This is a genomic window from Coprococcus sp. AM14-16, assembly GCF_003434675.1.
In the GTDB taxonomy this organism is placed as follows: Bacteria; Bacillota; Clostridia; order Lachnospirales; family Lachnospiraceae; genus Coprococcus; species Coprococcus aceti.
Window position 1 is genome coordinate 544,850 of sequence record NZ_QTLL01000001.1, and the last position, 20,971, is coordinate 565,820.

A 20,971-nucleotide genomic window follows, 5' to 3' on the forward strand; every position below is an offset into this window, starting at 1 on the left:
ATGATATAAAGTAAAGCATAGGCTGCGGAGATTTCCGCAGCCTATGTTTTTTACGGGATGAATAGGGCTGTGCGGGCAGTTTGCCAATTTGGAAATTTTTGAATACTGATCAGCGAAGATCAGTTGCCAGTCTGTTTCAGGTCGGCACACAAATGTTGCTGTAATTAAGCGTAATATAATGGAATATACATATAATTCAACTATATGTAAAAATGGACTGGTTTATACACAAAATATAGAAAAAAGAGTTTGCTAATGTTGACATATATGTTATAATCAGTCTAGCGCGTGTGGAGACTTCACGGGGACTTCACACCATGAAATATAAAGTTTACGTAGGAGGTAACAAACAAATGGCAAACAAGTGGGTTTATATGTTTAGCGAAGGCGACATGACCATGCGTAATCTTCTCGGTGGTAAGGGTGCAAACCTTGCAGAGATGACAGCAATTGGTCTTCCAGTTCCACAGGGTTTCACAATTACAACAGAGGCTTGTACTCAGTACTATGAGGATGGCCGTAAGATCAATGACGAGATCATGGCTCAGGCTATGGATGGCGTTAAGAAGATGGAGGAGATCAACGGCAAGAAGTTCGGAGATCTTGAGAATCCATTACTTGTATCAGTTCGTTCAGGTGCAAGAGCATCTATGCCAGGTATGATGGATACAATCCTTAACCTTGGTCTTAACGATGACGTTGTTGCTGCTATGATAGCACACAACCCAGATCCAGCATTCGAGCGTTTCGTATACGATTCATACAGACGTTTCATCCAGATGTTCTCAGACGTTGTTATGGAAGTTGGTAAGAAGTACTTCGAGCAGCTCATCGACAAGATGAAGGAAGAGAAGGGTGTTAAGTTCGATGTAGAGCTTACAGCACAGGATCTCAAGACACTTGCTGAGCAGTTCAAGGCAGAGTACAAGAACCAGTTAGGAACAGATTTCCCTTCAGACCCAGTTGAGCAGTTAAAGTTAGCTATCGAGGCTGTATTCCGTTCATGGGATAACCCACGTGCGAACGTATACAGAAGAGACAACGATATCCCTTATTCATGGGGTACAGCAGTTAACGTAATGCCTATGGTATTCGGTAACCTGAACAATGAGTCTGGTACAGGTGTTGCATTTACTCGTGACCCTGCAACAGGTGAGAAGAAGCTTATGGGTGAGTTCCTTATCAATGCACAGGGCGAGGACGTTGTTGCCGGTGTTCGTACACCAATGCCAATCGCTCAGATGGAGCAGGAGTTCCCAGATGCTTATGCAGAGTTCATCAAGGTTTGTGAGACTCTTGAGAATCACTACCATGATATGCAGGATATGGAGTTCACAGTTGAGAACAAGAAGCTTTACATGCTTCAGTGTAGAAATGGTAAGAGAACAGCTCAGGCAGCTCTTCAGATCGCTTGTGACCTTGTTGATGAGGGACATAAGACAGAGGAAGAGGCAGTTGCAATGATCGATCCTCGTAACCTTGATACACTTCTTCACCCACAGTTTGATGCAGCAGCTCTTAAGGCAGCTACACCAATGGGCAAGGGACTTGGCGCTTCACCAGGTGCTGCTTGTGGTAAGATCGTATTCACAGCTGACGATGCTGAGGCATGGGCAGCTAGAGGCGAGAAGGTAGTTCTTGTACGTCTTGAGACATCACCAGAGGATATCACAGGTATGAAGTCAGCACAGGGTATTCTTACAGTTCGTGGTGGTATGACATCACACGCTGCAGTTGTTGCCCGTGGTATGGGTACATGCTGTGTATCAGGTTGTGGCGATATCGTTATGGACGAGGAGAACAAGAAGTTCACACTCGCTGGCAAGGAATTCCATGAGGGAGATTACATCTCAATCGATGGTACAACAGGTAACATTTACGATGGAGTTATCAAGACAGTTGATGCTCAGATCGCAGGAACATTCGGCCGTGTTATGGCATGGGCTGATAAGTATAGAACACTTAAGGTTAGAACAAATGCAGATACACCAGCAGATGCTAAGAAGGCACGTGAGCTTGGTGCAGAGGGTATCGGTCTTTGCCGTACAGAGCATATGTTCTTTGATCCAGAGAGAATCGCAGCATTCCGTGAGATGATCTGCTCTGATACAGTAGAAGAGAGAGAGGAAGCTCTTAATAAGATCCTTCCATATCAGCAGGGAGACTTCAAGGCTCTTTATGAGGCACTTGAGGGTAACCCAGTTACTATCAGATTCCTGGATCCACCTCTTCATGAGTTCGTTCCAACAGAGGAGGCTGACATTGAGAAGCTTGCTGCTGCTAAGAACAAGAGCGTTGAGGAGATTAAGGCACTTTGCAACTCACTCCATGAGTTCAACCCTATGATGGGTCACAGAGGATGCCGTCTTGCTGTAACATACCCAGAGATCGCTAAGATGCAGACAAAGGCTGTTATCCGTGCAGCAATCGAGGTTCAGAAGGAGCATCCAGATTGGACAGTTGAGCCAGAGATCATGATCCCACTTGTATGTGAGGTTAAGGAGCTTAAGTACGTTAAGAAGGTAGTTGTTGAGACAGCTGACGCTGAGATCGCTGCTGCTGGCGTAGATCTTAAGTATGAGGTTGGTACAATGATCGAGATCCCAAGAGCAGCTCTTACAGCTGATGAGATCGCTAAGGAAGCTGACTTCTTCTGCTTCGGTACAAACGACCTTACACAGATGACATTCGGATTCTCAAGAGATGATGCTGGTAAGTTCTTAAATGCTTACTATGATGCTAAGATCTTCGAGAACGATCCATTTGCTAAGCTTGATCAGACAGGTGTTGGTAAGCTCATGGATATGGCAGTTAAGCTTGGTAAGCCAGTTAATCCAAAGCTTCACATCGGTATCTGTGGTGAGCACGGTGGAGATCCTTCATCAGTTGAGTTCTGCCACAAGATTGGTCTTGATTATGTATCATGTTCACCATTCAGAGTACCTATCGCTAGACTTGCTGCTGCTCAGGCTGCAATCGCTAACAAGTAGGATTTGGACGAACAGAACTTGTAAGTAATTAGCTTAATAAAGACAATATGAGTCCCTGTAATTGCCATGAGGTGGTTACAGGGACTTTTTTGTAAAAAAATATGCATATCAAAAAGGAGAAATCAATAGCCGATACTTGATTATATTATGTACTGATGATATTGTGGTCTATGGAAATTAAACATAGGAAGAATATATAATGAATGAAAGAGATGTAGAAATTAGTAAAAGAGAAGCTAAGAAGAAGGAACGTAGGTCGAGAAAGGACAAGCTTGCCATAGAGAAGAGAATACTTCGTCTGTCTTTTATGGGAAGTGTCTTCTTCATACTTGCGGAGGGCGTGATGGCATGGTATACCCATTCACATTCGCTTTGGACGGACTGCCTGTTCGACTCTGCAGATCTGGTCATGATAGGACCATTCATGGTGCTGGTTCCGCTTCTGTATAAACCTGTGACAGAGAAACATCCATATGGCTATGCCCAGGTGGAATCACTTTTCCTCCTTGTGAAGTACAGTGTATTACTTGCACTCACATGTAATCTCATGGTTGAGAATATAAAGCTGTTGTTTCATGGGGGACATGATGTAGATGCGGGGAGCATAGCGGTATTTGAATTTCTTGTATGTGTATGTTGTGCGGTTATGTATGCGATACTTGGTCATTACAGTAAGAAATATGAGTCTACAACTATTAAAGCGGAGCTGTATATGTGGAAGCTTGACGTAATAAGCAGTATGGGAGTTGCTGTAGCATTTGCGGTACAGACTGCTCTGTTGCATACAAACCTGCGTTTTATTACCCCTTATATTGATCCGGCTGTAGCGGTGGTTATGGCACTTCTTCTTATAAAAGAGCCGGTGTGCGAGATATTTCAGAGTATCAAGAATCTTATTCTTTTTGCTCCGGAGGAAGAGACGCTTAGTCAGATACGAGCCATAGTGGATCAGCATATGAAGGATTACCCATATGAGGTCACTTTTCTGGATGTCATCCAGACCGGGCGGAAGCTGTGGGTTGAGGTATATATAGGAAATCAGACGGATGTGATACATATAAGTATCATTCATAAGGTGAGAGACGAGATAAAACAGGAGCTAAGGGATAAGTATGATCAGGTGTATATAGAGGTCATACCAGATTGATAGTAAAGCTGTAATACAAAATACAAATGATCAAGGGGATGCAAGGATATTGTTACATTATGAAGTTTTTGAAAGCTCATGTGATACCGATAGATATATAGTTCTGCTTCATGGATTTGGAGGAAACAACAGGGTATGGAAGAATCAGATTCCCTTGCTTCAGAAGAAGTTTAATGTTCTGGCGATAACTTTGCCAAGTCATGGAGACAGTGAACTGAAATTGTCCAAGATGGGAAGTACGCTGGATGTTGTCGTGGGTGAGATAACGCAGGTGCTTGATGAGCGGGGGATACAGCGAGCTGTTTTTATGGGCGTATCACTTGGAACTATATTTATCAAATATATGGAGATGAGATGCGGAAGTTACATAGATAAAGCAATACTTGTGGGTGCGCTTGGCACGGTTGGAAAACCACTCAGGCGTGCTGTCAATGTCTTTGCTAAGATAGGCGACAAGCTGCCATTTCCTGTCGTCTACAGAATAATGGCAAAGTTATTTATGCCATGGAAAGTCAGCAAGACAAGCAGGAAGGTGTTCTGCAAATGTGCCAAGGCATTAAACAGTCTGGAATTTAAGGCGTATATGAATATTTTTATTGAGCATTTTTCACTTTGTGACGAGTTTGTGAGCAGATTACACGAGGAGAATGTATATATTTCCGGGCGTGGTGATCTGTGTTTTATAAATGGAATCGTGGAGGAAACTGATCTGACAGATGCGGAGCTGATAATAATAGAGCATTGTGGTCACGTGTGTAACATAGATCAGAGCAGACAATTCAATGATATTATTTCTGAATTGCTTGACATTGAATGAATTAAAAGTGGAATATGATACGACAAGGATATACTATCTTAAAATGCTGATAAATAAGGATAAGGAGACTGTGATATGGCAACGATGAACACGTATACGGGGAACAAAATAGATCCGATGAATATGACAGCTTCAGACATATCAATACAGGATATTGCGCATGCGTTAAGCCTCACGTGCCGCGGTGGAGGGCATGTGTCCTATTTCTTTTCTGTGGCACAGCACTCCATCAACTGTATGAATGAGGCGAAGTCAAGGGGATGGTCAGAGCGGCTACAGCTTGCCTGTCTGTTGCACGATGCCAGCGAGGCGTATATATCAGACATAATCAGACCGGTAAAAGCGCATTTGTCCAATTATCTTGAGATAGAGAGTTCGATCATGAACGTTATACTTGAGCGATTTGGACTTGCTGATCTGAGCGAAGAAGAGAATGCGATGTGGAAACAGATAGATGATGATATGATGAACTTCGAACTTAAGAATCTGATGAAAGGCGAGGAGTACAGGAATACGGACAACCTTAGTTCAGTCCCTGCTGTGGCCGAAAGACCATGGCGAGAAGTGGAAGATGAATTTGAGGCTGAATGTAAGAAACTTGCAGAGAAAATGTCAGATCAGACCGGCAAGTAGTCGATAGTGAATAGTTATTTTTAATTACAAAAATGTATGATAATACCTCCCAGGCGGATGATGGAATATAACGATCAGCCCGGGAGGTATTTGTTTTGACAATTATGATCAGATGTTGTCAAAGTATCCGACATAGTTGACCTTGTATGGTCCATCTGGGAAAAGGTATTCATACAGATCTATGAAATAGTCATCGGTCATGCTGGCGATGAAGTCGAATATACGGAGACACATTTTGTATCAACTGAAATTAATTATCGAAAAACGATAATAATTATTGACAAACGATAATCATGTGGTACTATACAAGTAAGATAATTATCGAAAAACAATAATTTACTTGGCGATTGGAGGATTTTATGGTAAATGGTGTTTTAAATGCATTTGCATACATAGCAAAGTGGCTCAGGGAGATGTCTCTTGCGGGCGGAGCACAGAATGTCCTTGCAATATGTATGTTCTGTCTGATAGGCTGTGTGCCGCTTGCTGGATTCATCGTGCTCTGTATAAGAAATAGAAAAATTGATGCTGACTACCTGTTGCTGGGACTTTCAGCAGTGCTTTTCATAGGAATATATATGATGATAAATCCAGGGTATGTCATAGATGGAAATGCTCTGGTAACTTCAGATATGCTGAATCTTGCAATAAGCTCAGTGATATGGTCGGTGCTGGCATGCTATGCTGTGCTCAGGATCGTGGAGAGTATAGACAAGGCGGATAGCACTCAGATAGTAGAAATCATCAAGAAGATAATATGTGTGATAGTGGTATTCACAGCTTTTGTGATTGTCTGTGTGTCACTGCCGGAGCTTGTCAGAACAAATCGGACAAATGCCGGTGCTATGCCTGGTGATGCCGGATGGGCAGTGATCCTGTTTATTTTCCAGCTTGTAAATGCTGCTCTTGTCATATGGGTTCTGATCAGGGGATACAGGCTTTGCAACAGCATAATAGAAAATGAGTATTCGGATGAAACAATCCATATGGCAGAGAGACTTTCAAAGACGAGCAAGAGTGCAATATCAGTCATGGTGATTCTTGAACTCTCGAAGAATGTGCTTCAGCTTTTTATCATGACGACTCTTTCAAATGCAGATTTCAAGATATCACTTCCATTATATGAGCTGATAATACTCATCGTTGTGTATATGGGTGTCAGAAACCTTGCTAAGACAAAAGCGATAAAAGAAGAAAATGATTCATATATATAGAATTTGAGGTGACGTGCAGGTATGGCGATCAAAGTAACGCTGGACAGAGTTTTAAAAGAAAATAATATGACGTCGAAGGAGCTTTGCAAGCTTGTGGGGATTACAGAGGCAAATTTGTCGGTACTTAGAAGTGGAAAGGCAAAGGGTGTGCGGTTTACCACGATCAATAAGATATGTTATTACCTGCACTGCGACGTTGGAGACATATTGACATTCGATGGTGAGCTTATAGAAGAAGACTAAGGAGGCGGGAGCTGTGATGAAAGTTATCAGGGGTAAGAAAACAGACAGGAAATCAGGTGAGACACATAGAGTGATACGAAAGAGTGATCTGGTTGCCATGGGTATTATTGGATTACTTGGAATATGTATGCTCTCAGGCTGCTCGCTTGCGGATAAAACAAAAGTTGAACCTGCTGAAAATGATTCTCTGGTTGGAGTGTTTGTAACAACAGAAAGGCTTGGGACAGTTACCGATGTTCCGTGCGAAATCGATATTGATGCAGGTACACTTAAGATAACAGATGAAGACATTGATGTTGACGGATGTTATATGATCTATGCCAGATCAGGCGAGGGGGAAGATATGTACGAGACTCTGGTATCTGATAGTATAAGTGTTGGAACAAACATTGTTGGGTATAATGAGAATGCAGATGGAAGTGTCACCAGAAGCCGGACAGTGAACGGATGTGTGTACTATGATCTGGACAATAAGGATAGCTATGCAGACTCAGATGGTGATGTGGGAATAATCCTCAATAAGGTATATGAGAAAACAGATGGAACATATTATATAACGAGTGGCAGCTCAATGGGGTGTGCGGCCACGGATCAGACTGCAGAGAACGGCTCAGGTGCAATGGATATAAAAGAGTCGTATAAGACGACTTCGTTCTCGGGTAGTGAAAGTTCATCAGGCGATGAAAATGAGATGACTATACACGTGGAATGGAAGTTTGAACGTGCGGGAGAAAAGTATACATTTACAGCCATGTCTGAGGATAATAAAGAGCTGGATGCCAAAACCTATGATGTTGGGGATATACCAGATACAATAAAGTTTGACTGTGACTGGCAGTATGTGATCGTGTCCTATGCGGATGTGACTGGTAAGATGCACAGTTCATTCGTGGATAAAGAAGATTCAGTGTATGAATATAGTGTGAGCACAGGCAAATTCTTCCTGGATACAGGCGTAGTTGAGATAGAATAACAGGTGAATATTAATTTAAGATTAAACCACAGGGATATGGTAAATTGGTTCCCTGTGGTTTAAAATTATGACTAGAGAAAATGAATGAAATTGAAAAACGAGAACATTTAGCGTGGGCATATTATCATAATTTCATGTATGACAGTGAGAATTAAGGAGGATTACAGATGGATCGCAAAGAGATGAACAAAATTATATTTCAGAATACAGAGTATATGTGCAAGACGGATGCTGCATTGTCAGATGCTACAAAGAAATCGGTGTCAGGGCAGCGATTTATTGCAGAAAGTGAGAAGATTCCGGGACTTAATCTTAATATTTATAAGAAACAGACCAGGATTGTGGTATCCAGAAAGAGAACATATGAGGCAGCAGCATATTATAAGGGACAGCATGTTGCTGTGCATAACTTTGCATCGGCGGTAAATCCGGGTGGCGGAGTTGTATATGGAGCGAGTGCACAGGAGGAATGTCTCTGCAGATGTTCTAATCTGTATTTCTGTTTGAACACTCCTGATATGTGGGGAATGTTCTATACTCCTCACAGAGCGGCAAAAGATCCTATACACAATGATGACATTATATATACACCTGGTATAGTGGTGTTTAAGACGGATACAGATCTGCCGGAACTCATGGAGCGAAAGGATTGGTATAAAGTGGATGTGATCACATGTGCTGCGCCGAATCTACGGGAAATTCCAGGAAATATATATAACTGCGAGAATGGTGCAAGCGCAGCGGGAGTAAGCAATTATGACCTTCAGATTATTCATGAGAAAAGACTCAGAAGGATACTTGACAGCGCCGTTATGAACCATGCGGACACAGTGATACTCGGGGCATTTGGCTGTGGTGCATTCCGCAACGATCCTCATGCGGTGGCATCGGCTGCTGCAAATGTTCTAAGTGATTATATATACGCATTTGAGAATATCGAGTTTGCTGTATACTGCAGACCAAATGATGATTTCAATTACAGGGTGTTTAACAGCGTATTAAGTTCATTGTAAATGAAATTTGTGCCTATGGTGCATACCATCATGCTATGAGGGCGGCGATGTAGATATAAGAAGATGAGCAGGAAATGACAAGAGTCTTGATTACAGGATTAGTGTCAATGAGAAAATAGTGAAAGATTATTAAAAGAATTATACAAATTTTAGAAATAATTAATTGAATAAATCCTCCTTGTGATATAAGGTTAGAATAATATATATGATAATGGCGTTTCTATATTGTGTCAGACATATATATCCTAAAAAATATCACAAGGAGGATTTTTATATGAAAGAAGTAAAACAGCCAAAGAAGCCGCTGATATTTTATTATCTGATAGTGCTTATCATAATAATGGTTCTCAATTTCATATTTGTCCCATGGTTTACTGAGAGAAGTATAGAGGAGGTGGACTATGGTACATTCATATCCATGACAGAGGACAAGAAGATCGATGAGGTAGATATTGAAGCACAGTCAAATATTATCTATTTTACAGGTAAAGATGACAAGAAGGTGTACAAGACTGCTATGGTGAGTGATGAGAACTTAACCGAGAGACTTTACAAGTCAGGAGCCAAGTTTTCAGGTCAGGAGATCAAACAGACATCGCCTATACTCAGCTTTATACTCAGCTGGATCATACCGATACTTATATTTACGCTGCTTGGAAGAATGCTTGCCAATCAGATGATGAAGCACGCCGGAGGCGGCAAGAATTCCATGATGTTTGGAATGGGCAAGAGCAATGCAAAGATATATGTTAATTCTACAGAGGGAATCAAATTTACTGATGTTGCAGGAGAGGATGAGGCGAAGGAGAATCTGACAGAGATCGTTGAGTATCTTCACAATCCTGGAAAGTACAAGGAAATTGGTGCTTCCATGCCTAAGGGTATTCTTCTTGTGGGCCCTCCGGGAACAGGTAAGACCATGCTTGCCAAGGCTGTAGCCGGAGAGGCAAATGTACCATTTTTCTCAATGTCCGGTTCAGAGTTCGTTGAGATGTTCGTAGGTATGGGAGCCTCAAAGGTGAGAGATCTGTTTCAGCAGGCAAAGGAAAAGGCTCCATGTATAGTGTTCATCGATGAGATAGATGCCATAGGTAAGAAGAGAGACGGACAGATAGGAGGCAATGACGAGCGTGAGCAGACACTTAACCAGCTTCTCACCGAGATGGATGGATTCGAGGGCAACAATGGTGTCATCATCCTTGCTGCAACCAACAGACCGGATTCACTTGATCCGGCACTGCTCAGACCGGGAAGATTTGACAGACGAGTACCTGTTGAACTTCCGGATCTCAAGGGACGTGAGGATATACTCAAGGTTCATGCAAAGAAGGTCAAGATAGGAGATAGTGTAGACTTCAATAAGATAGCCAGAATGGCATCAGGTGCATCCGGTGCCGAGCTTGCCAATATTGTAAATGAGGCTGCACTCAGGGCTGTCAGAGCGGGCAGAGGCTTCGTGACACAGGCCGATATGGAAGAGAGCATAGAGGTCGTAATTGCAGGTTACCAGAGAAAAAATGCGATACTTACAGACAAGGAGAAGCTTGTCGTGTCATACCATGAGATTGGACATGCGCTTGTAGCTGCCAAGCAGACTGATTCAGCGCCTGTCCAGAAGATAACCATAGTTCCGAGAACATCAGGAGCTCTTGGTTACACCATGCAGGTGGATGAGGGTAATCACTATCTTATGACCAAGGAAGAGATTGAGAATAAGATCGCCACACTCACAGGCGGAAGAGCTGCAGAGGAGATAGTATTTGGATCTATTACAACCGGAGCGTCCAACGATATAGAACAGGCAACAAAGCTTGCAAGAGCTATGATAACCAAATACGGAATGAGCAAAGAGTTTGATATGGTAGCCATGGAGGTAGAGAACAACAAATACCTTGGCGGTGATTCATCACTTTCGTGCTCGGCAGAGACGCAGACACTCATAGACAAGAAGGTTGTGGAGCTTATAAGAAAGCAGCATGAGAAGGCAGCAACCATTATCCTCGAGAACAGAGCGAAGCTTGATGAGCTTTCCAATTATCTGTATCAGAAGGAGACGATCACAGGCGAGGAGTTTATGAAGATATTGAATTCATGATTCTCTTAGATATAATTTCAGTTACCGGGTGCTGACATTTTACAATTCCGCACCCGGTAACCATAAGATAGACTCTTACTGTATTCAGAATAGTAGTATTACGTCAATTCCTCGTGGTCAAGCTCCAACAGCTTGAAATGATTCTTTTTGAACTCTATAAGTCCCTCACTCTGCATGTTGGACAATTCCTTGGACAGTGCAGTTCTGTCTACATTCAGGTAGTCGGCAAACTGTTCCCTGTTAAATGGGATATCGAACTCAGTTGTTCCAAGAGAGCTGGCAAGTCCTGAGAGATAATAGCTGACACGCTCACGTATCTTCTTTGGCTTTATATAGAAGATATGAAGAGAGAGGGTGAGACTTCTTCTCGATGATAGGAGAAGAAGATTCTTCAGCATTTGCAGATGCCACGGATAACTGTTGTATTTGCCGGACATGATATCCTGTGCGTTGAGCAGGAATACGATAGTAGGCTCTGTTGCTCTTGCGTCGATCATGAGTTTGTGTCCGGACAGGGCGTATGTTTCACCGAACACCTTTCCCGGAAGTGCTGAACTCAGGATACTTTTGGAGCCCCAGTAGTCAACATTCTCAACAATCACCCGGCCTTTGATGACTATTCCAAGCTCCTCGGTTATTTCGCCGGCTTTGAATATAGTGGAGTTGTATCTGTAATAGTGTTCGCGCAGGATTCCGAGATCCATCATGGTTTTGATATCGGCTTCCGAGATTCCTTTGAATGCCATCATGTTGAGTACTTCAGACAATTGATATTGAGGAATTTTAAGTTTCATACATAACCTCCATCTTATTATTTATTTCTATGCAGAGCAGCAGTCTGCAGCGTAGTATATTATAGTGACAAGGTGTCATGATGCGGGGGTGCAATCAGGCTTTCAGCTATAGAATGTATATTTTTTCAAAACACAGTATATTGTATATGTGTAATAAATTATCCCTTGTCCATACACAATATATATTATTCATATATTTTCTCAAATTTTTTCAAAAAAAGTTGTTTAAATCTTTATTACGTGGTTATAACAACCGAATTTATGAGTAAAGTATAATATACTTACAAATGAAAAGCAAGGAATGTGATAAGCATTATTGAATTATAGAAGATTATTCTGTATAATAAGTAAATAGTGTGTCACATTTTCACATATTAAAACACTGAAAGGAGAAATTTTATCATGTTACAGAACCAGGAATGGGAATCATTCACAGGTAGACTCTGGAAGGAAGAGTGTAATGTAAGAGACTTCATCCAGAACAACTACACACAGTACGATGGAGACGAGAGTTTCCTTGCAGCCCCAACAGATGCTACTAACAAGCTTTGGGATAAGCTTCAGGCACTTCAGAAGGCTGAGAGAGATAACGGTGGAGTTTTAAAGGAGGATGCTGATGTTGTATCAAGCATCACATCTTATGGCCCAGGCTACATTGATCCAGAGACAAAGGATCTTGAGCAGATTGTAGGTCTTCAGACAGATGAGCCACTTAAGAGAGCATTTATGCCTTATGGTGGTATCAAGATGGCTGAGGAAGCTCTTCAGATGTATGGATATACTCCAAACGAGAACTTCCACAAGATCTTCACTGAGTATCACAAGACACACAACCAGGCAGTATTTGATGCTTACACACCAGAGATGATGGCAGCTCGTCATACACATATCGTAACAGGACTTCCTGACACATATGGTCGTGGACGTATCGTAGGTGACTACAGAAGAGTTGCTCTTTACGGTATTGATCAGCTTATCGCTTGGAAGGAAGAGGATAAGGCTAACTGTGGCGATGGCAACATGTTTGATGATGTCATCCGTCAGAGAGAAGAGCTTTCAGAGCAGATCAAGCGTCTCAAAGAGATGAAGGTTATGGCTCAGTCATACGGATATGATATTTCAAAGCCAGCTTCAAACGCTAAAGAGGCTGTTCAGTGGTTATACTTCGGATACCTTGCAGCTATCAAGACTCAGAACGGTGCAGCTATGTCAGTTGGACGTGTATCTACATTCCTTGATATCTATATTGAGAGAGATATTAAGGCTGGTAAGCTTACAGAGGCTGAGGCTCAGGAGCTTATCGATCATTTCACAATGAAGCTTCGTATGGTTAAGTTCGCAAGAATTAAGTCATACAACGAGCTGTTCTCAGGAGATCCTGTATGGGCTACTCTTGAGGTTGGTGGTATCGGTGTTGACGGACGTTCAATGGTTACAAAGAACGATTACAGATTCCTTCATACACTTGAGAACATGGGACCAGCTCCAGAGCCAAACCTTACAGTTCTTTACTCATCAGCTCTTCAGGATACATTCAAGAAGTATGCTGCTAAGATCTCTGTAAGAACAAGCTCAATCCAGTATGAGAACGATGATGTAATGAAGCCAATCTGGGGCGATGATTACTCAATCTGCTGCTGTGTATCAGCTACACAGACTGGTAAGGAGATGCAGTTCTTCGGAGCTCGTGCAAACCTTGCTAAGTGTCTTCTTTACGCTATCAATGGTGGTAAGGATGAGAAGTTCCTTGACAAGAAGACTGGTAAGCCAATGCAGGTAGGTCCAGAGTACTCACCTATCACATCAGAGTACCTTGACTATGATGAAGTACTTGCTAAGTACAAGAAGATGCTTGACTGGTTAGCAGGACTTTATGTAAATATTCTTAACCTCATCCAGTACATGCATGACAAGTACTACTATGAGTCAGCTGAGATGGCACTTATCGATACAGATGTACGTCGTACATTTGCAACAGGTATCGCTGGATTCTCACACGTAATCGACTCACTGTCAGCAATCAAGTACGCTAAGGTTAAGGTTATCCGTAACGCAGAGACAGGACTTGCTGAGGACTTCGAGATCGAAGGCGAGTTCCCTAAGTATGGTAACGATGACGACAGAGCTGATAACATCGGTGTATGGCTTCTTCATGAGTTCCTTACAGACATCAAGAAGAGACACACATATCGTAATTCAGAGCCTACAACATCTATCCTTACAATCACATCTAACGTAGTTTATGGTAAGTACACAGGTAACCTTCCAGATGGAAGACGTGCTTGGACACCATTTGCACCAGGTGCTAACCCAAGCTACGGCGCTGAGACATCAGGACTTCTTGCATCACTTAACTCTGTTGCAAAGATTCCTTATGAGTGGTCACTGGATGGTATCTCAAATACACAGACAATGAACCCATCAGCACTTGGACATGATGAGGAAGAGAGAGCTACAAAGCTTGTAAGCGCAATGGATGGATACTTCGATCAGGGCGCTCATCATCTGAACGTAAACGTATTTGGTAAGGATAAGCTCCTTGATGCTATGGAGAATCCAGATAAGCCAGAGTACGCTAACTTCACAATCCGTGTATCAGGATATGCTGTTAAGTTCATATCACTTACACGTGAGCAGCAGCTCGATGTTATCAACAGAACATTCCATGACTCACTTTAATTCTTAGCTGACGCTGGATTTTCAGTGAAGTTATAGATGCTTTGTCAGATATAACAGTAAAACCATGGTCCCGGGGATAACCTCTCCGGGACTTTTTTTAAGAATATGTATTTATATCATTTTTATAAGAGATAATAGACATGTAGTTTTGTTTGTAATTACTTTCATTAATTGAGAGTTGTATTTGAATAGGAAGAACTTAGAGGTGAAATATGTCTGAAAAGAAACAGGTTTTAGGATATGTCCATTCGACAGAGAGCTTTGGAGCAGTAGATGGTCCAGGCATAAGATTTGTAGTTTTTTTACAGGGCTGCAAGATGAGATGTAAATATTGTCACAACCCAGAGACATGGAATCTTGTGACAGACTATAGTAAGCTTTACTCAGATGAAACAAGCGATGCTGAGAGAGAAGAACTTGAGAAGAAGATAGAAGAGAATACAAAGCTGCTGAAGGATAAGGGCGTCAAGATCGAGGCGAGGACCCCTGAGGATCTGTTAAAGCAGGCACTCCGCTATAAGCCATATTGGAAAAACGGCGGTGGTATAACAGTGAGCGGCGGTGAGGCACTGCTGCAGATGGATTTCCTCATCGAGTTTTTCAAGCTTGCAAAGGCTGAAGGTATTCATACAACAATAGATACAGCCGGCAATCCATTTACAAGGGAGGAGCCATTCTTCTCCAAGTTCAATGAGCTGATGAATCTCACAGATCTGTTCCTGCTCGATATCAAGCAGATCAATGATGACAAGCATAGAGATCTCACAGGATTCTCCAACAGCAATATACTTGATCTTGCACAGTATCTGTCAGATCAGGGTAAGCATATGTGGATCAGACACGTACTGGTACCAACCATCACAACTGATGAGGATGATCTGAGAAAGACTAAGGAGTTCATAGATACTCTCAAGACTGTCGATAAAGTTGAGGTACTTCCATATCACAAGCTCGGTATCACTGAGTGGGAGAGACTTGGAATACCATATAAGCTTGAAGGAATTGATCCGCCTACTGATGAGGAGCAGAAGCTTGCAAAGGGTATTCTGGAATACAGAGAGTAAGATGTGTCAGAATTATCGGAGCACTTGGATTTGTGCTGCTTATGTTCAGTGATGTATCAAGAAGTGATGGAAAGACACTTGAGACTTTCTGTATGGCATTTGTAAACAAAGAGCCTGAAAAGATTGAAAAGATATTTGGTGATTATCTGTGGAATACGATAAGTATCAGGGATACGGTGGTGGCGAAGGAAAGAAAAGAGAATTTCTACCATGGTATTCTCCTGGGGGTGCCTGGTTATAAAGCTGCATGGCGCACGATGTCCAATCCCGAGTCAGGCATAGGATACAGTGATGTACTTATTGAAACAGGAGATGGCAGGATAGGTATAGCAATCGAATTGAAATATGCAGAGGATGGCGTCATGGACGCTGCGTGTGTCAAGGCGCTCCGCCAGATAGAAGAAAAAGACTATATGGCAAGGTTAAAGCAGGACGGTATGCAGAATTTTATTAAGTATGGTATAGCTTGCTTTAATAAGAATTGCAAGGTGGTCATGGGAGACTGATGCTATGTCATTTGCTGTCGGCTTTTCAGTGTTAGTGCTTATTTTGATATATAATAAATATCAGGTATTTCGAGACAGGTTGAAGTAAACATTGATGTTACTTTGACCTGCCTTTTTATTTCCACAGATAAATAATATACTGAATGTTTTGTATCTTGCTGCCTGATTTGTTATACTAATTACATGGCTAGAAAAAACTAACCGTATTGGATGATGGTGTTTAAAAGAGATATGAGCATGAAGATAAGGCAGGAAAAACAGATCAAAGCTTTTTTGATCTCAGAGTTTGGAGATGAAAAAGGAAATGTGTTATATGAGAAACAGGGTAAAATTCTCAAATCGCTGATTGAGAATACAAAAGGCAAGACAGAGAATCAGATGAAGACACTGTCTCAGACCATACTTCCTCGCATAGCACTGTATAAGATACTGTCAAATGAAAGTTTAGCAGGGGATGAGGTGTACAGGTATATGCGCAAATATAAGATGGATATCGTTGCGGTAAAGAAATACTCTTCAACTGCAAAGATGGAGGTATTGGAAAGCGTTTTTTTCAGACTATGGAGGGGGTCCGCCCGGATGTGAACATTCCGCTTGTGGCAAATCTTATCAAGATATATGTGCTTGCTGCGGAGGGGAGAGATATCCTTCACCAGACTGTCTATGAAGAGACGATGGAACGAATGAAAGATCTGATCTTGTATGAGATTTTCGGTAGAACTGAATAGTTGTATGGAAATTGAAAATCAATACGGGAAAAAAGGTTGTACCTGAGTCTGTAATTCCTGTTGAACAGATAAAAGCACATATTTTACAGTGATGGTGCGCTGGTAGCAATCACGCTCATGATCGCAGAGTCAAATCCAGAGGAAAAAGATATAATGGTCAAGCTGGTCATGAATTTGCTGACATTGTAGATAAATATCTAATTTTTTAGAAGGTATGGGATGGGAATACAATACAGAAAATTGACAGAAAAAAATCTGGATATATTCATCGAAATGAGAATAAATCAGTTACGGGAAGAAGGTGCCAAGGAGGATATTGATCTAAGACCGGCACTTCGTGATTATTATATGCGTCACATGAAGGATGGCACATTTGTATCATGGATTGCTGAAGATGGAGGGAAAATCATAGGTACAAGTGGAATGTCATTTGTAGAAAAGCCGCCATACTTTGGATGCCCAAGTGGGAAGATGGGACTCCTGTCCAGCATGTTCACAAATCCAGCATACAGGCGTAAGGGTATTGCAAAAGAACTACTGCACAGAGTTGTCGAAGAGGCAAAGAATTATGGCTGTGGTACGGTTCAGATCACGGCATCTGATATGGGAGTGAAATTATATACAGCTTATGGATTTGTTCATAATGGCAACTTTATGCAATATAAGCTGTGATGTATAGATTTATAATGTATAATAAGACGGAGATCACACGTACCTGACACTTGCACATCCAAGAGAGCTTTCAAATGCAAGTTTTTGTACCACGAAGATTTGAGTAGCATTTCGAATGGGCGATGAATCACTGCTTTAAGGAACAGAATAAAGATGTATGAGGAATTAGGGGAGATCAATAGATATGAAAGATAATCAACGTAAAGTCCCGGAGATGACACCATTATTATTGGTGGTATATATATTGGTTATTGTTGTGATAGGACTTTTCTTCTTTTTTGTACGAGGAGACATGCCTGGAAAAATATGTGCATGTACGGCATGTCCGGCAATGATAGCATATTTTATATATGCTTATCACAAAGAAAAAAGTGCAGATAGAAGTTCTGTAGATAAAAATGAAGATATAATCAGTGGGAATTATTTCAAAACTGCTGAGTGGCAACATAACTATATTACATATAAAAACAAATATCCATTTGAGAAAGCTATGTATCCAGATATGAAAAAAGATCTATTATCAAGATTTCGAAGAAGAGAGTATGTTATCTGGATGCTTTTTATGGCGTTTCTTATGTTTGGATCGGTCTGTTTGATGATGCAGAAACTTTTCCTCGGAATTACAGGAATATTATTATTTGGTATACTGTTTTATTTTAATTTTTCCTTGTATATTGGTGCACCAGTCAGAAAATGGTTAAAGAGAGATATTGACTATGATGCATTAGAAAAGTCATATGTTAATGCCAGATTCGTTGTTTATAAAAAGAATGGACTCGCGTTTGGAACGACACATATACATGCATATACAGAAAAGAAGGTGTATGCTATAGATTATCGGCTGGTGGAGGGAATATCAAGGAAAGTAGTTCGTTTAAAAAAGTATGAAGATGGCATATATTCTTCAGAAGAATATAGACATTATGCTGTCATACATGTGTGCCTTCCTCAAAGCGGACGGATTCATAATGTAGAAATTGAATTAAATGAGTTTCAGGTTCAAATGGCAATTGATTACCTGCCAGTATTCAGGCTTGGAGAGAATTTGAAAGAGAATATAAGCATGGAGCTGGTAAAAGATAATGAGGTAGTGTAAAAAGAATACAGAGAAGATAGGCACCAATGCCCACAAAGCATTGGTGCTTTTTATAGTTCAAGAATTAATAAGATTGTTTCGGGAATCTTTGTGTTATACTGCTCTATATTGGGTGCTCAATATTTTTGAGCTGTGTTGGGTTTTGGGAGAATTAGATGTATAAGATCGACGAAGATTCATGGAACGAAAAGTATATATTGCTGATACCCGCCATGCTGGATGCGCATTTTCCGTTTATCAAGTATGCGTTTTATTCAAAGGATTATCATCCGGTCATACTGGAAAGTGAGGATGGTATCACAGATGTGGGGTTAAAGTATGTGAACAATGACATGTGTTATCCGATAGTGTTAAATGCAGGACAGATGATAGATGCATTACAGTCCGGAAAATACGATGTAGGTAGGGTCAGGCTGCTCATGCCGACGGCGGGGGATGCCTGCAGAGGAGCAAATTATCTTCATGTGCTAAGACAGGCTGTGATAAATGCCGGATTTAACCAGACAAAGATACTTTCGTTAAATGTCAAGGGGCTTGAGAAGGACTGTCAGATGAAGCTGCATCCGTATATGGTATGGCGGGCACTGTTTGGTCTTTTCTATGGGGACATTCTCATGCTACTGCTCAACCAGACCAGGCCAAATGAGGTGAAATGTGGGCAGGCACAGCGACTGTGGGAGAAATGGGTCAGGACACTATCTGAGGATCTAAAGCAGGGCAGACACTTAACGATAGGACATATGAAAAGAAACTTTGAGAGGATTGCCAAAAGCTTTGCAAAGATAAAGCTTAGTGACAAGAGAAAGCAGCGTGTGGGAATCGTTGGAGAATTATATATAAAGTATTGTCATCTTGGAAACTGGGATATGATAAAGTTCCTTGAGGAGAACGGATGTGAGAGCCATACTAACGGCCTTTCATGGTATGCCATGTATTATATGGATTCACACCTCACAGAAGATATGACATTTGAATCACTGCTGTATAAGGCAGGACTTAAGTTCTTTGGAAGTATCCAGAAATCCATGATAGATGCGCTTAGAAAATACGGTTTCTACACAATGGAGGATTTTTTCACGATGAAACGTGAGGCGGAAGGATATGTGAGCTGGGGGTATAAGACCGGTGACGGCTGGCTCATCGGCGCAGAGATAACAGGACATATTCTCCACGACTGCCGGAAGGTTCTGGCTGTCCAGCCATTTGGCTGCATGCCGAATCACACCTGCGGAAGAGGACTTTATCCTTCACTTCAGAAGAAGCTGCCGCAGGGCATGATAGTGAGCTGTGATGTGGATTCCAGTGGTTCAAAGTTAAATGTCTACAACAGGGCGAGGATGCTGGTGGACATGCCACTTAAAATGGGGAAATAGGCAATTGCGAAACTTGAATACGCTGAATGTGCAAGAGATGTTTTAGCAAACCAATCAGGGGTCGCTCTCGCTTAACTCAGTCTGCAACGGTACTAAAGATGTCACTAACGTGCCATATAAGTACCGGCGACTTCGTATTCCCCTGATTTGGTAATGCTAAACATCTTCTTGCATGTTGAGTAGATTAATGGTTTTGTAATTGCCTAAATGGAAAATAGAAAATGGAGAAACATGATATGAAGAAAATATTTGTCGTGGAAGATGACGATAGTATCTGTCAGGAGCTTGTGCAGATACTTGAGGGGGAAGGCTATGAGGCACTGAGTCTCACAAGCTTTGAACACACAAAAGACGATATACTTAAGGCTGCGCCGAATCTGGTGCTCATGGACATCAATATTCCGGGGATAAACGGCAGAAACCTTGTGAAGGAGATACGAAAGGAATCTGATGTGCCGATCATCATGGTTACAAGCAGGACTTCCGAGATGGATGAGGTCATATCCATGAGCTATGGTGCGGATGACTATATCACCAAGCCGTACAATCCAACGATACTCCTGCTTAGAATAGCGGCGGTGCTCAAGCGCATGGAGGGCAGCCAGAATACGGCATCATACAGAGATGCGGAGGTCAACTTCAGCAAGGGGACTATCAGCAAAGGTGATCAGGAGATGGTTCTCACCAAGAATGAGATGATCATATTCCAGCTGCTGCTTGCCAACAGGGAAAAGATAGTGTCGAGGGATGAGATCATGACGGACCTGTGGGATAATGATGAGTTTGTAAATGACAATGCACTCACGGTGAACATCAGCAGGCTCAGAGGAAAACTGGCGGATCTTGGATATGATGATGCCATAGAGACCAGGAAGAAGCAGGGATACCGACTTGTATGACAGGTAAGTGGGATTGTATATCATTTACAGTGACA

Annotated in this window: 19 protein-coding genes and 1 pseudogene; 18 read left to right on the plus strand and 2 right to left on the minus strand. The window is 41.8% G+C overall.

Translation table 11 applies throughout. The annotated features are described in order from the left end of the window. Positions 1 to 353 precede the first annotated feature (353 nt). The 4 genes from ppdK (at position 354) to DW159_RS02505 (ending at position 5,587) form a co-directional block, all read left to right on the plus strand. The gene (gene ppdK / locus DW159_RS02490; protein ID WP_015534133.1) at positions 354 to 2,990 is read left to right on the plus strand and encodes a pyruvate, phosphate dikinase; all 2,637 of its coding nucleotides are present in this window, start codon (positions 354 to 356) and stop codon (positions 2,988 to 2,990) included. 199 nt (positions 2,991 to 3,189) lie between these two features. Continuing rightward, the gene (locus DW159_RS02495) at positions 3,190 to 4,137 is read left to right on the plus strand and encodes a cation diffusion facilitator family transporter (RefSeq protein WP_117548835.1); all 948 of its coding nucleotides are present in this window, start codon (positions 3,190 to 3,192) and stop codon (positions 4,135 to 4,137) included. A 49-nt stretch (positions 4,138 to 4,186) separates the two neighbouring features. Continuing rightward, complete coding sequence (locus tag DW159_RS02500) at positions 4,187 to 4,954, plus strand: alpha/beta fold hydrolase (RefSeq protein ID WP_117548836.1); 768 nt, start codon at positions 4,187 to 4,189, stop codon at positions 4,952 to 4,954. A 75-nt stretch (positions 4,955 to 5,029) separates the two neighbouring features. Further along, the gene (locus tag DW159_RS02505) at positions 5,030 to 5,587 is read left to right on the plus strand and encodes an HD domain-containing protein (protein WP_117548837.1); all 558 of its coding nucleotides are present in this window, start codon (positions 5,030 to 5,032) and stop codon (positions 5,585 to 5,587) included. A 108-nt stretch (positions 5,588 to 5,695) separates the two neighbouring features. Here the strand turns inward: DW159_RS02505 and DW159_RS14000 are convergent, their stop codons facing one another. After that, positions 5,696 to 5,821, minus strand: coding sequence for a hypothetical protein (locus DW159_RS14000; RefSeq protein WP_278320889.1), 126 nt, complete (start codon positions 5,819 to 5,821; stop codon positions 5,696 to 5,698). 125 nt (positions 5,822 to 5,946) lie between these two features. Between DW159_RS14000 and DW159_RS02510 the strand changes: the two genes are divergently transcribed. The 5 genes from DW159_RS02510 to ftsH all read left to right on the plus strand — a co-directional run bounded on the left by DW159_RS02510 (position 5,947) and on the right by ftsH (position 11,125). Further along, positions 5,947 to 6,801 carry a hypothetical protein gene (locus DW159_RS02510; RefSeq protein WP_117548838.1) on the plus strand — a complete coding sequence of 285 codons (855 nt, stop codon included), beginning with the start codon at positions 5,947 to 5,949 and terminating at the stop codon, positions 6,799 to 6,801. Between the two features lie 21 nt (positions 6,802 to 6,822). Beyond that, entirely contained in the window at positions 6,823 to 7,044 is a 222-nt protein-coding gene (locus DW159_RS02515) for a helix-turn-helix domain-containing protein (RefSeq protein ID WP_055222763.1), read from the plus strand. A gap of 16 nt (positions 7,045 to 7,060) precedes the next feature. After that, positions 7,061 to 8,017 (plus strand): hypothetical protein, encoded by a 957-nt coding sequence (locus DW159_RS02520; RefSeq protein ID WP_117548839.1) that lies wholly within the window; start codon positions 7,061 to 7,063, stop codon positions 8,015 to 8,017. A 167-nt stretch (positions 8,018 to 8,184) separates the two neighbouring features. Then, positions 8,185 to 9,030, plus strand: coding sequence for a TIGR02452 family protein (locus tag DW159_RS02525; RefSeq protein ID WP_117548840.1), 846 nt, complete (start codon positions 8,185 to 8,187; stop codon positions 9,028 to 9,030). A 274-nt stretch (positions 9,031 to 9,304) separates the two neighbouring features. Continuing rightward, positions 9,305 to 11,125, plus strand: coding sequence for an ATP-dependent zinc metalloprotease FtsH (gene ftsH, locus DW159_RS02530; RefSeq protein WP_117548841.1), 1,821 nt, complete (start codon positions 9,305 to 9,307; stop codon positions 11,123 to 11,125). A 98-nt stretch (positions 11,126 to 11,223) separates the two neighbouring features. Here the strand turns inward: ftsH and DW159_RS02535 are convergent, their stop codons facing one another. After that, entirely contained in the window at positions 11,224 to 11,919 is a 696-nt protein-coding gene (locus DW159_RS02535; RefSeq protein WP_055222757.1) for a Crp/Fnr family transcriptional regulator, read from the minus strand. A gap of 402 nt (positions 11,920 to 12,321) precedes the next feature. Between DW159_RS02535 and pflB the strand changes: the two genes are divergently transcribed. From pflB to DW159_RS02575, 9 genes and pseudogenes are all read left to right on the plus strand, one after another. Further along, entirely contained in the window at positions 12,322 to 14,598 is a 2,277-nt protein-coding gene (gene pflB, locus DW159_RS02540) for a formate C-acetyltransferase (RefSeq protein ID WP_117548842.1), read from the plus strand. A 212-nt stretch (positions 14,599 to 14,810) separates the two neighbouring features. Next, the gene (locus DW159_RS02545; RefSeq protein WP_117548843.1) at positions 14,811 to 15,662 is read left to right on the plus strand and encodes a radical SAM protein; all 852 of its coding nucleotides are present in this window, start codon (positions 14,811 to 14,813) and stop codon (positions 15,660 to 15,662) included. A 44-nt stretch (positions 15,663 to 15,706) separates the two neighbouring features. Further along, a pseudogene (locus DW159_RS02550) lies at positions 15,707 to 16,168 on the plus strand (PD-(D/E)XK nuclease domain-containing protein); the annotation flags it as partial. 237 nt (positions 16,169 to 16,405) lie between these two features. Beyond that, the gene (locus tag DW159_RS02555; protein ID WP_117548844.1) at positions 16,406 to 16,753 is read left to right on the plus strand and encodes a hypothetical protein; all 348 of its coding nucleotides are present in this window, start codon (positions 16,406 to 16,408) and stop codon (positions 16,751 to 16,753) included. After that, the gene (locus DW159_RS13595) at positions 16,750 to 16,896 is read left to right on the plus strand and encodes a hypothetical protein (protein WP_158547570.1); all 147 of its coding nucleotides are present in this window, start codon (positions 16,750 to 16,752) and stop codon (positions 16,894 to 16,896) included. The genes DW159_RS02555 and DW159_RS13595 overlap by 4 nt, the downstream gene beginning before the upstream one ends. Positions 16,897 to 17,115: 219 nt before the next feature. Next, positions 17,116 to 17,568, plus strand: a complete 453-nt coding sequence (locus DW159_RS02560; protein WP_117548845.1) for a GNAT family N-acetyltransferase — start codon at positions 17,116 to 17,118, stop codon at positions 17,566 to 17,568. Between the two features lie 184 nt (positions 17,569 to 17,752). Further along, entirely contained in the window at positions 17,753 to 18,664 is a 912-nt protein-coding gene (locus DW159_RS02565) for a hypothetical protein (RefSeq protein ID WP_117548846.1), read from the plus strand. A 155-nt stretch (positions 18,665 to 18,819) separates the two neighbouring features. Further along, entirely contained in the window at positions 18,820 to 20,037 is a 1,218-nt protein-coding gene (locus DW159_RS02570; protein WP_117548847.1) for a 2-hydroxyacyl-CoA dehydratase, read from the plus strand. Between the two features lie 236 nt (positions 20,038 to 20,273). Beyond that, positions 20,274 to 20,936: a response regulator transcription factor gene (locus DW159_RS02575; RefSeq protein WP_117549418.1), complete on the plus strand. Its 663-nt coding sequence runs from the start codon at positions 20,274 to 20,276 to the stop codon at positions 20,934 to 20,936. The last annotated feature ends 35 nt before the right edge of the window (positions 20,937 to 20,971 follow it).

Bases quoted from the DNA above. Each gene is read 5' to 3' on its own strand.
- DW159_RS02520 (WP_117548839.1), top strand. From the start codon at position 7,061: ATGAAAGTTATCAGGGGTAAGAAAACAGACAGGAAATCAGGTGAGACA.
- DW159_RS02535 (WP_055222757.1), bottom strand. From the start codon at position 11,919: ATGAAACTTAAAATTCCTCAATATCAATTGTCTGAAGTACTCAACATG.
- DW159_RS02515 (WP_055222763.1), top strand. From the start codon at position 6,823: ATGGCGATCAAAGTAACGCTGGACAGAGTTTTAAAAGAAAATAATATG.
- DW159_RS14000 (WP_278320889.1), bottom strand. From the start codon at position 5,821: ATGTGTCTCCGTATATTCGACTTCATCGCCAGCATGACCGATGACTAT.
- DW159_RS02560 (WP_117548845.1), top strand. From the start codon at position 17,116: ATGGGAATACAATACAGAAAATTGACAGAAAAAAATCTGGATATATTC.
- DW159_RS02555 (WP_117548844.1), top strand. From the start codon at position 16,406: ATGAAGATAAGGCAGGAAAAACAGATCAAAGCTTTTTTGATCTCAGAG.
- DW159_RS02525 (WP_117548840.1), top strand. From the start codon at position 8,185: ATGGATCGCAAAGAGATGAACAAAATTATATTTCAGAATACAGAGTAT.
- DW159_RS02575 (WP_117549418.1), top strand. From the start codon at position 20,274: ATGAAGAAAATATTTGTCGTGGAAGATGACGATAGTATCTGTCAGGAG.
- ppdK (WP_015534133.1), top strand. From the start codon at position 354: ATGGCAAACAAGTGGGTTTATATGTTTAGCGAAGGCGACATGACCATG.
- pflB (WP_117548842.1), top strand. From the start codon at position 12,322: ATGTTACAGAACCAGGAATGGGAATCATTCACAGGTAGACTCTGGAAG.
- ftsH (WP_117548841.1), top strand. From the start codon at position 9,305: ATGAAAGAAGTAAAACAGCCAAAGAAGCCGCTGATATTTTATTATCTG.
- DW159_RS02565 (WP_117548846.1), top strand. From the start codon at position 17,753: ATGAAAGATAATCAACGTAAAGTCCCGGAGATGACACCATTATTATTG.
- DW159_RS02505 (WP_117548837.1), top strand. From the start codon at position 5,030: ATGGCAACGATGAACACGTATACGGGGAACAAAATAGATCCGATGAAT.
- DW159_RS02545 (WP_117548843.1), top strand. From the start codon at position 14,811: ATGTCTGAAAAGAAACAGGTTTTAGGATATGTCCATTCGACAGAGAGC.
- DW159_RS02510 (WP_117548838.1), top strand. From the start codon at position 5,947: ATGGTAAATGGTGTTTTAAATGCATTTGCATACATAGCAAAGTGGCTC.
- DW159_RS02570 (WP_117548847.1), top strand. From the start codon at position 18,820: ATGTATAAGATCGACGAAGATTCATGGAACGAAAAGTATATATTGCTG.
- DW159_RS02495 (WP_117548835.1), top strand. From the start codon at position 3,190: ATGAATGAAAGAGATGTAGAAATTAGTAAAAGAGAAGCTAAGAAGAAG.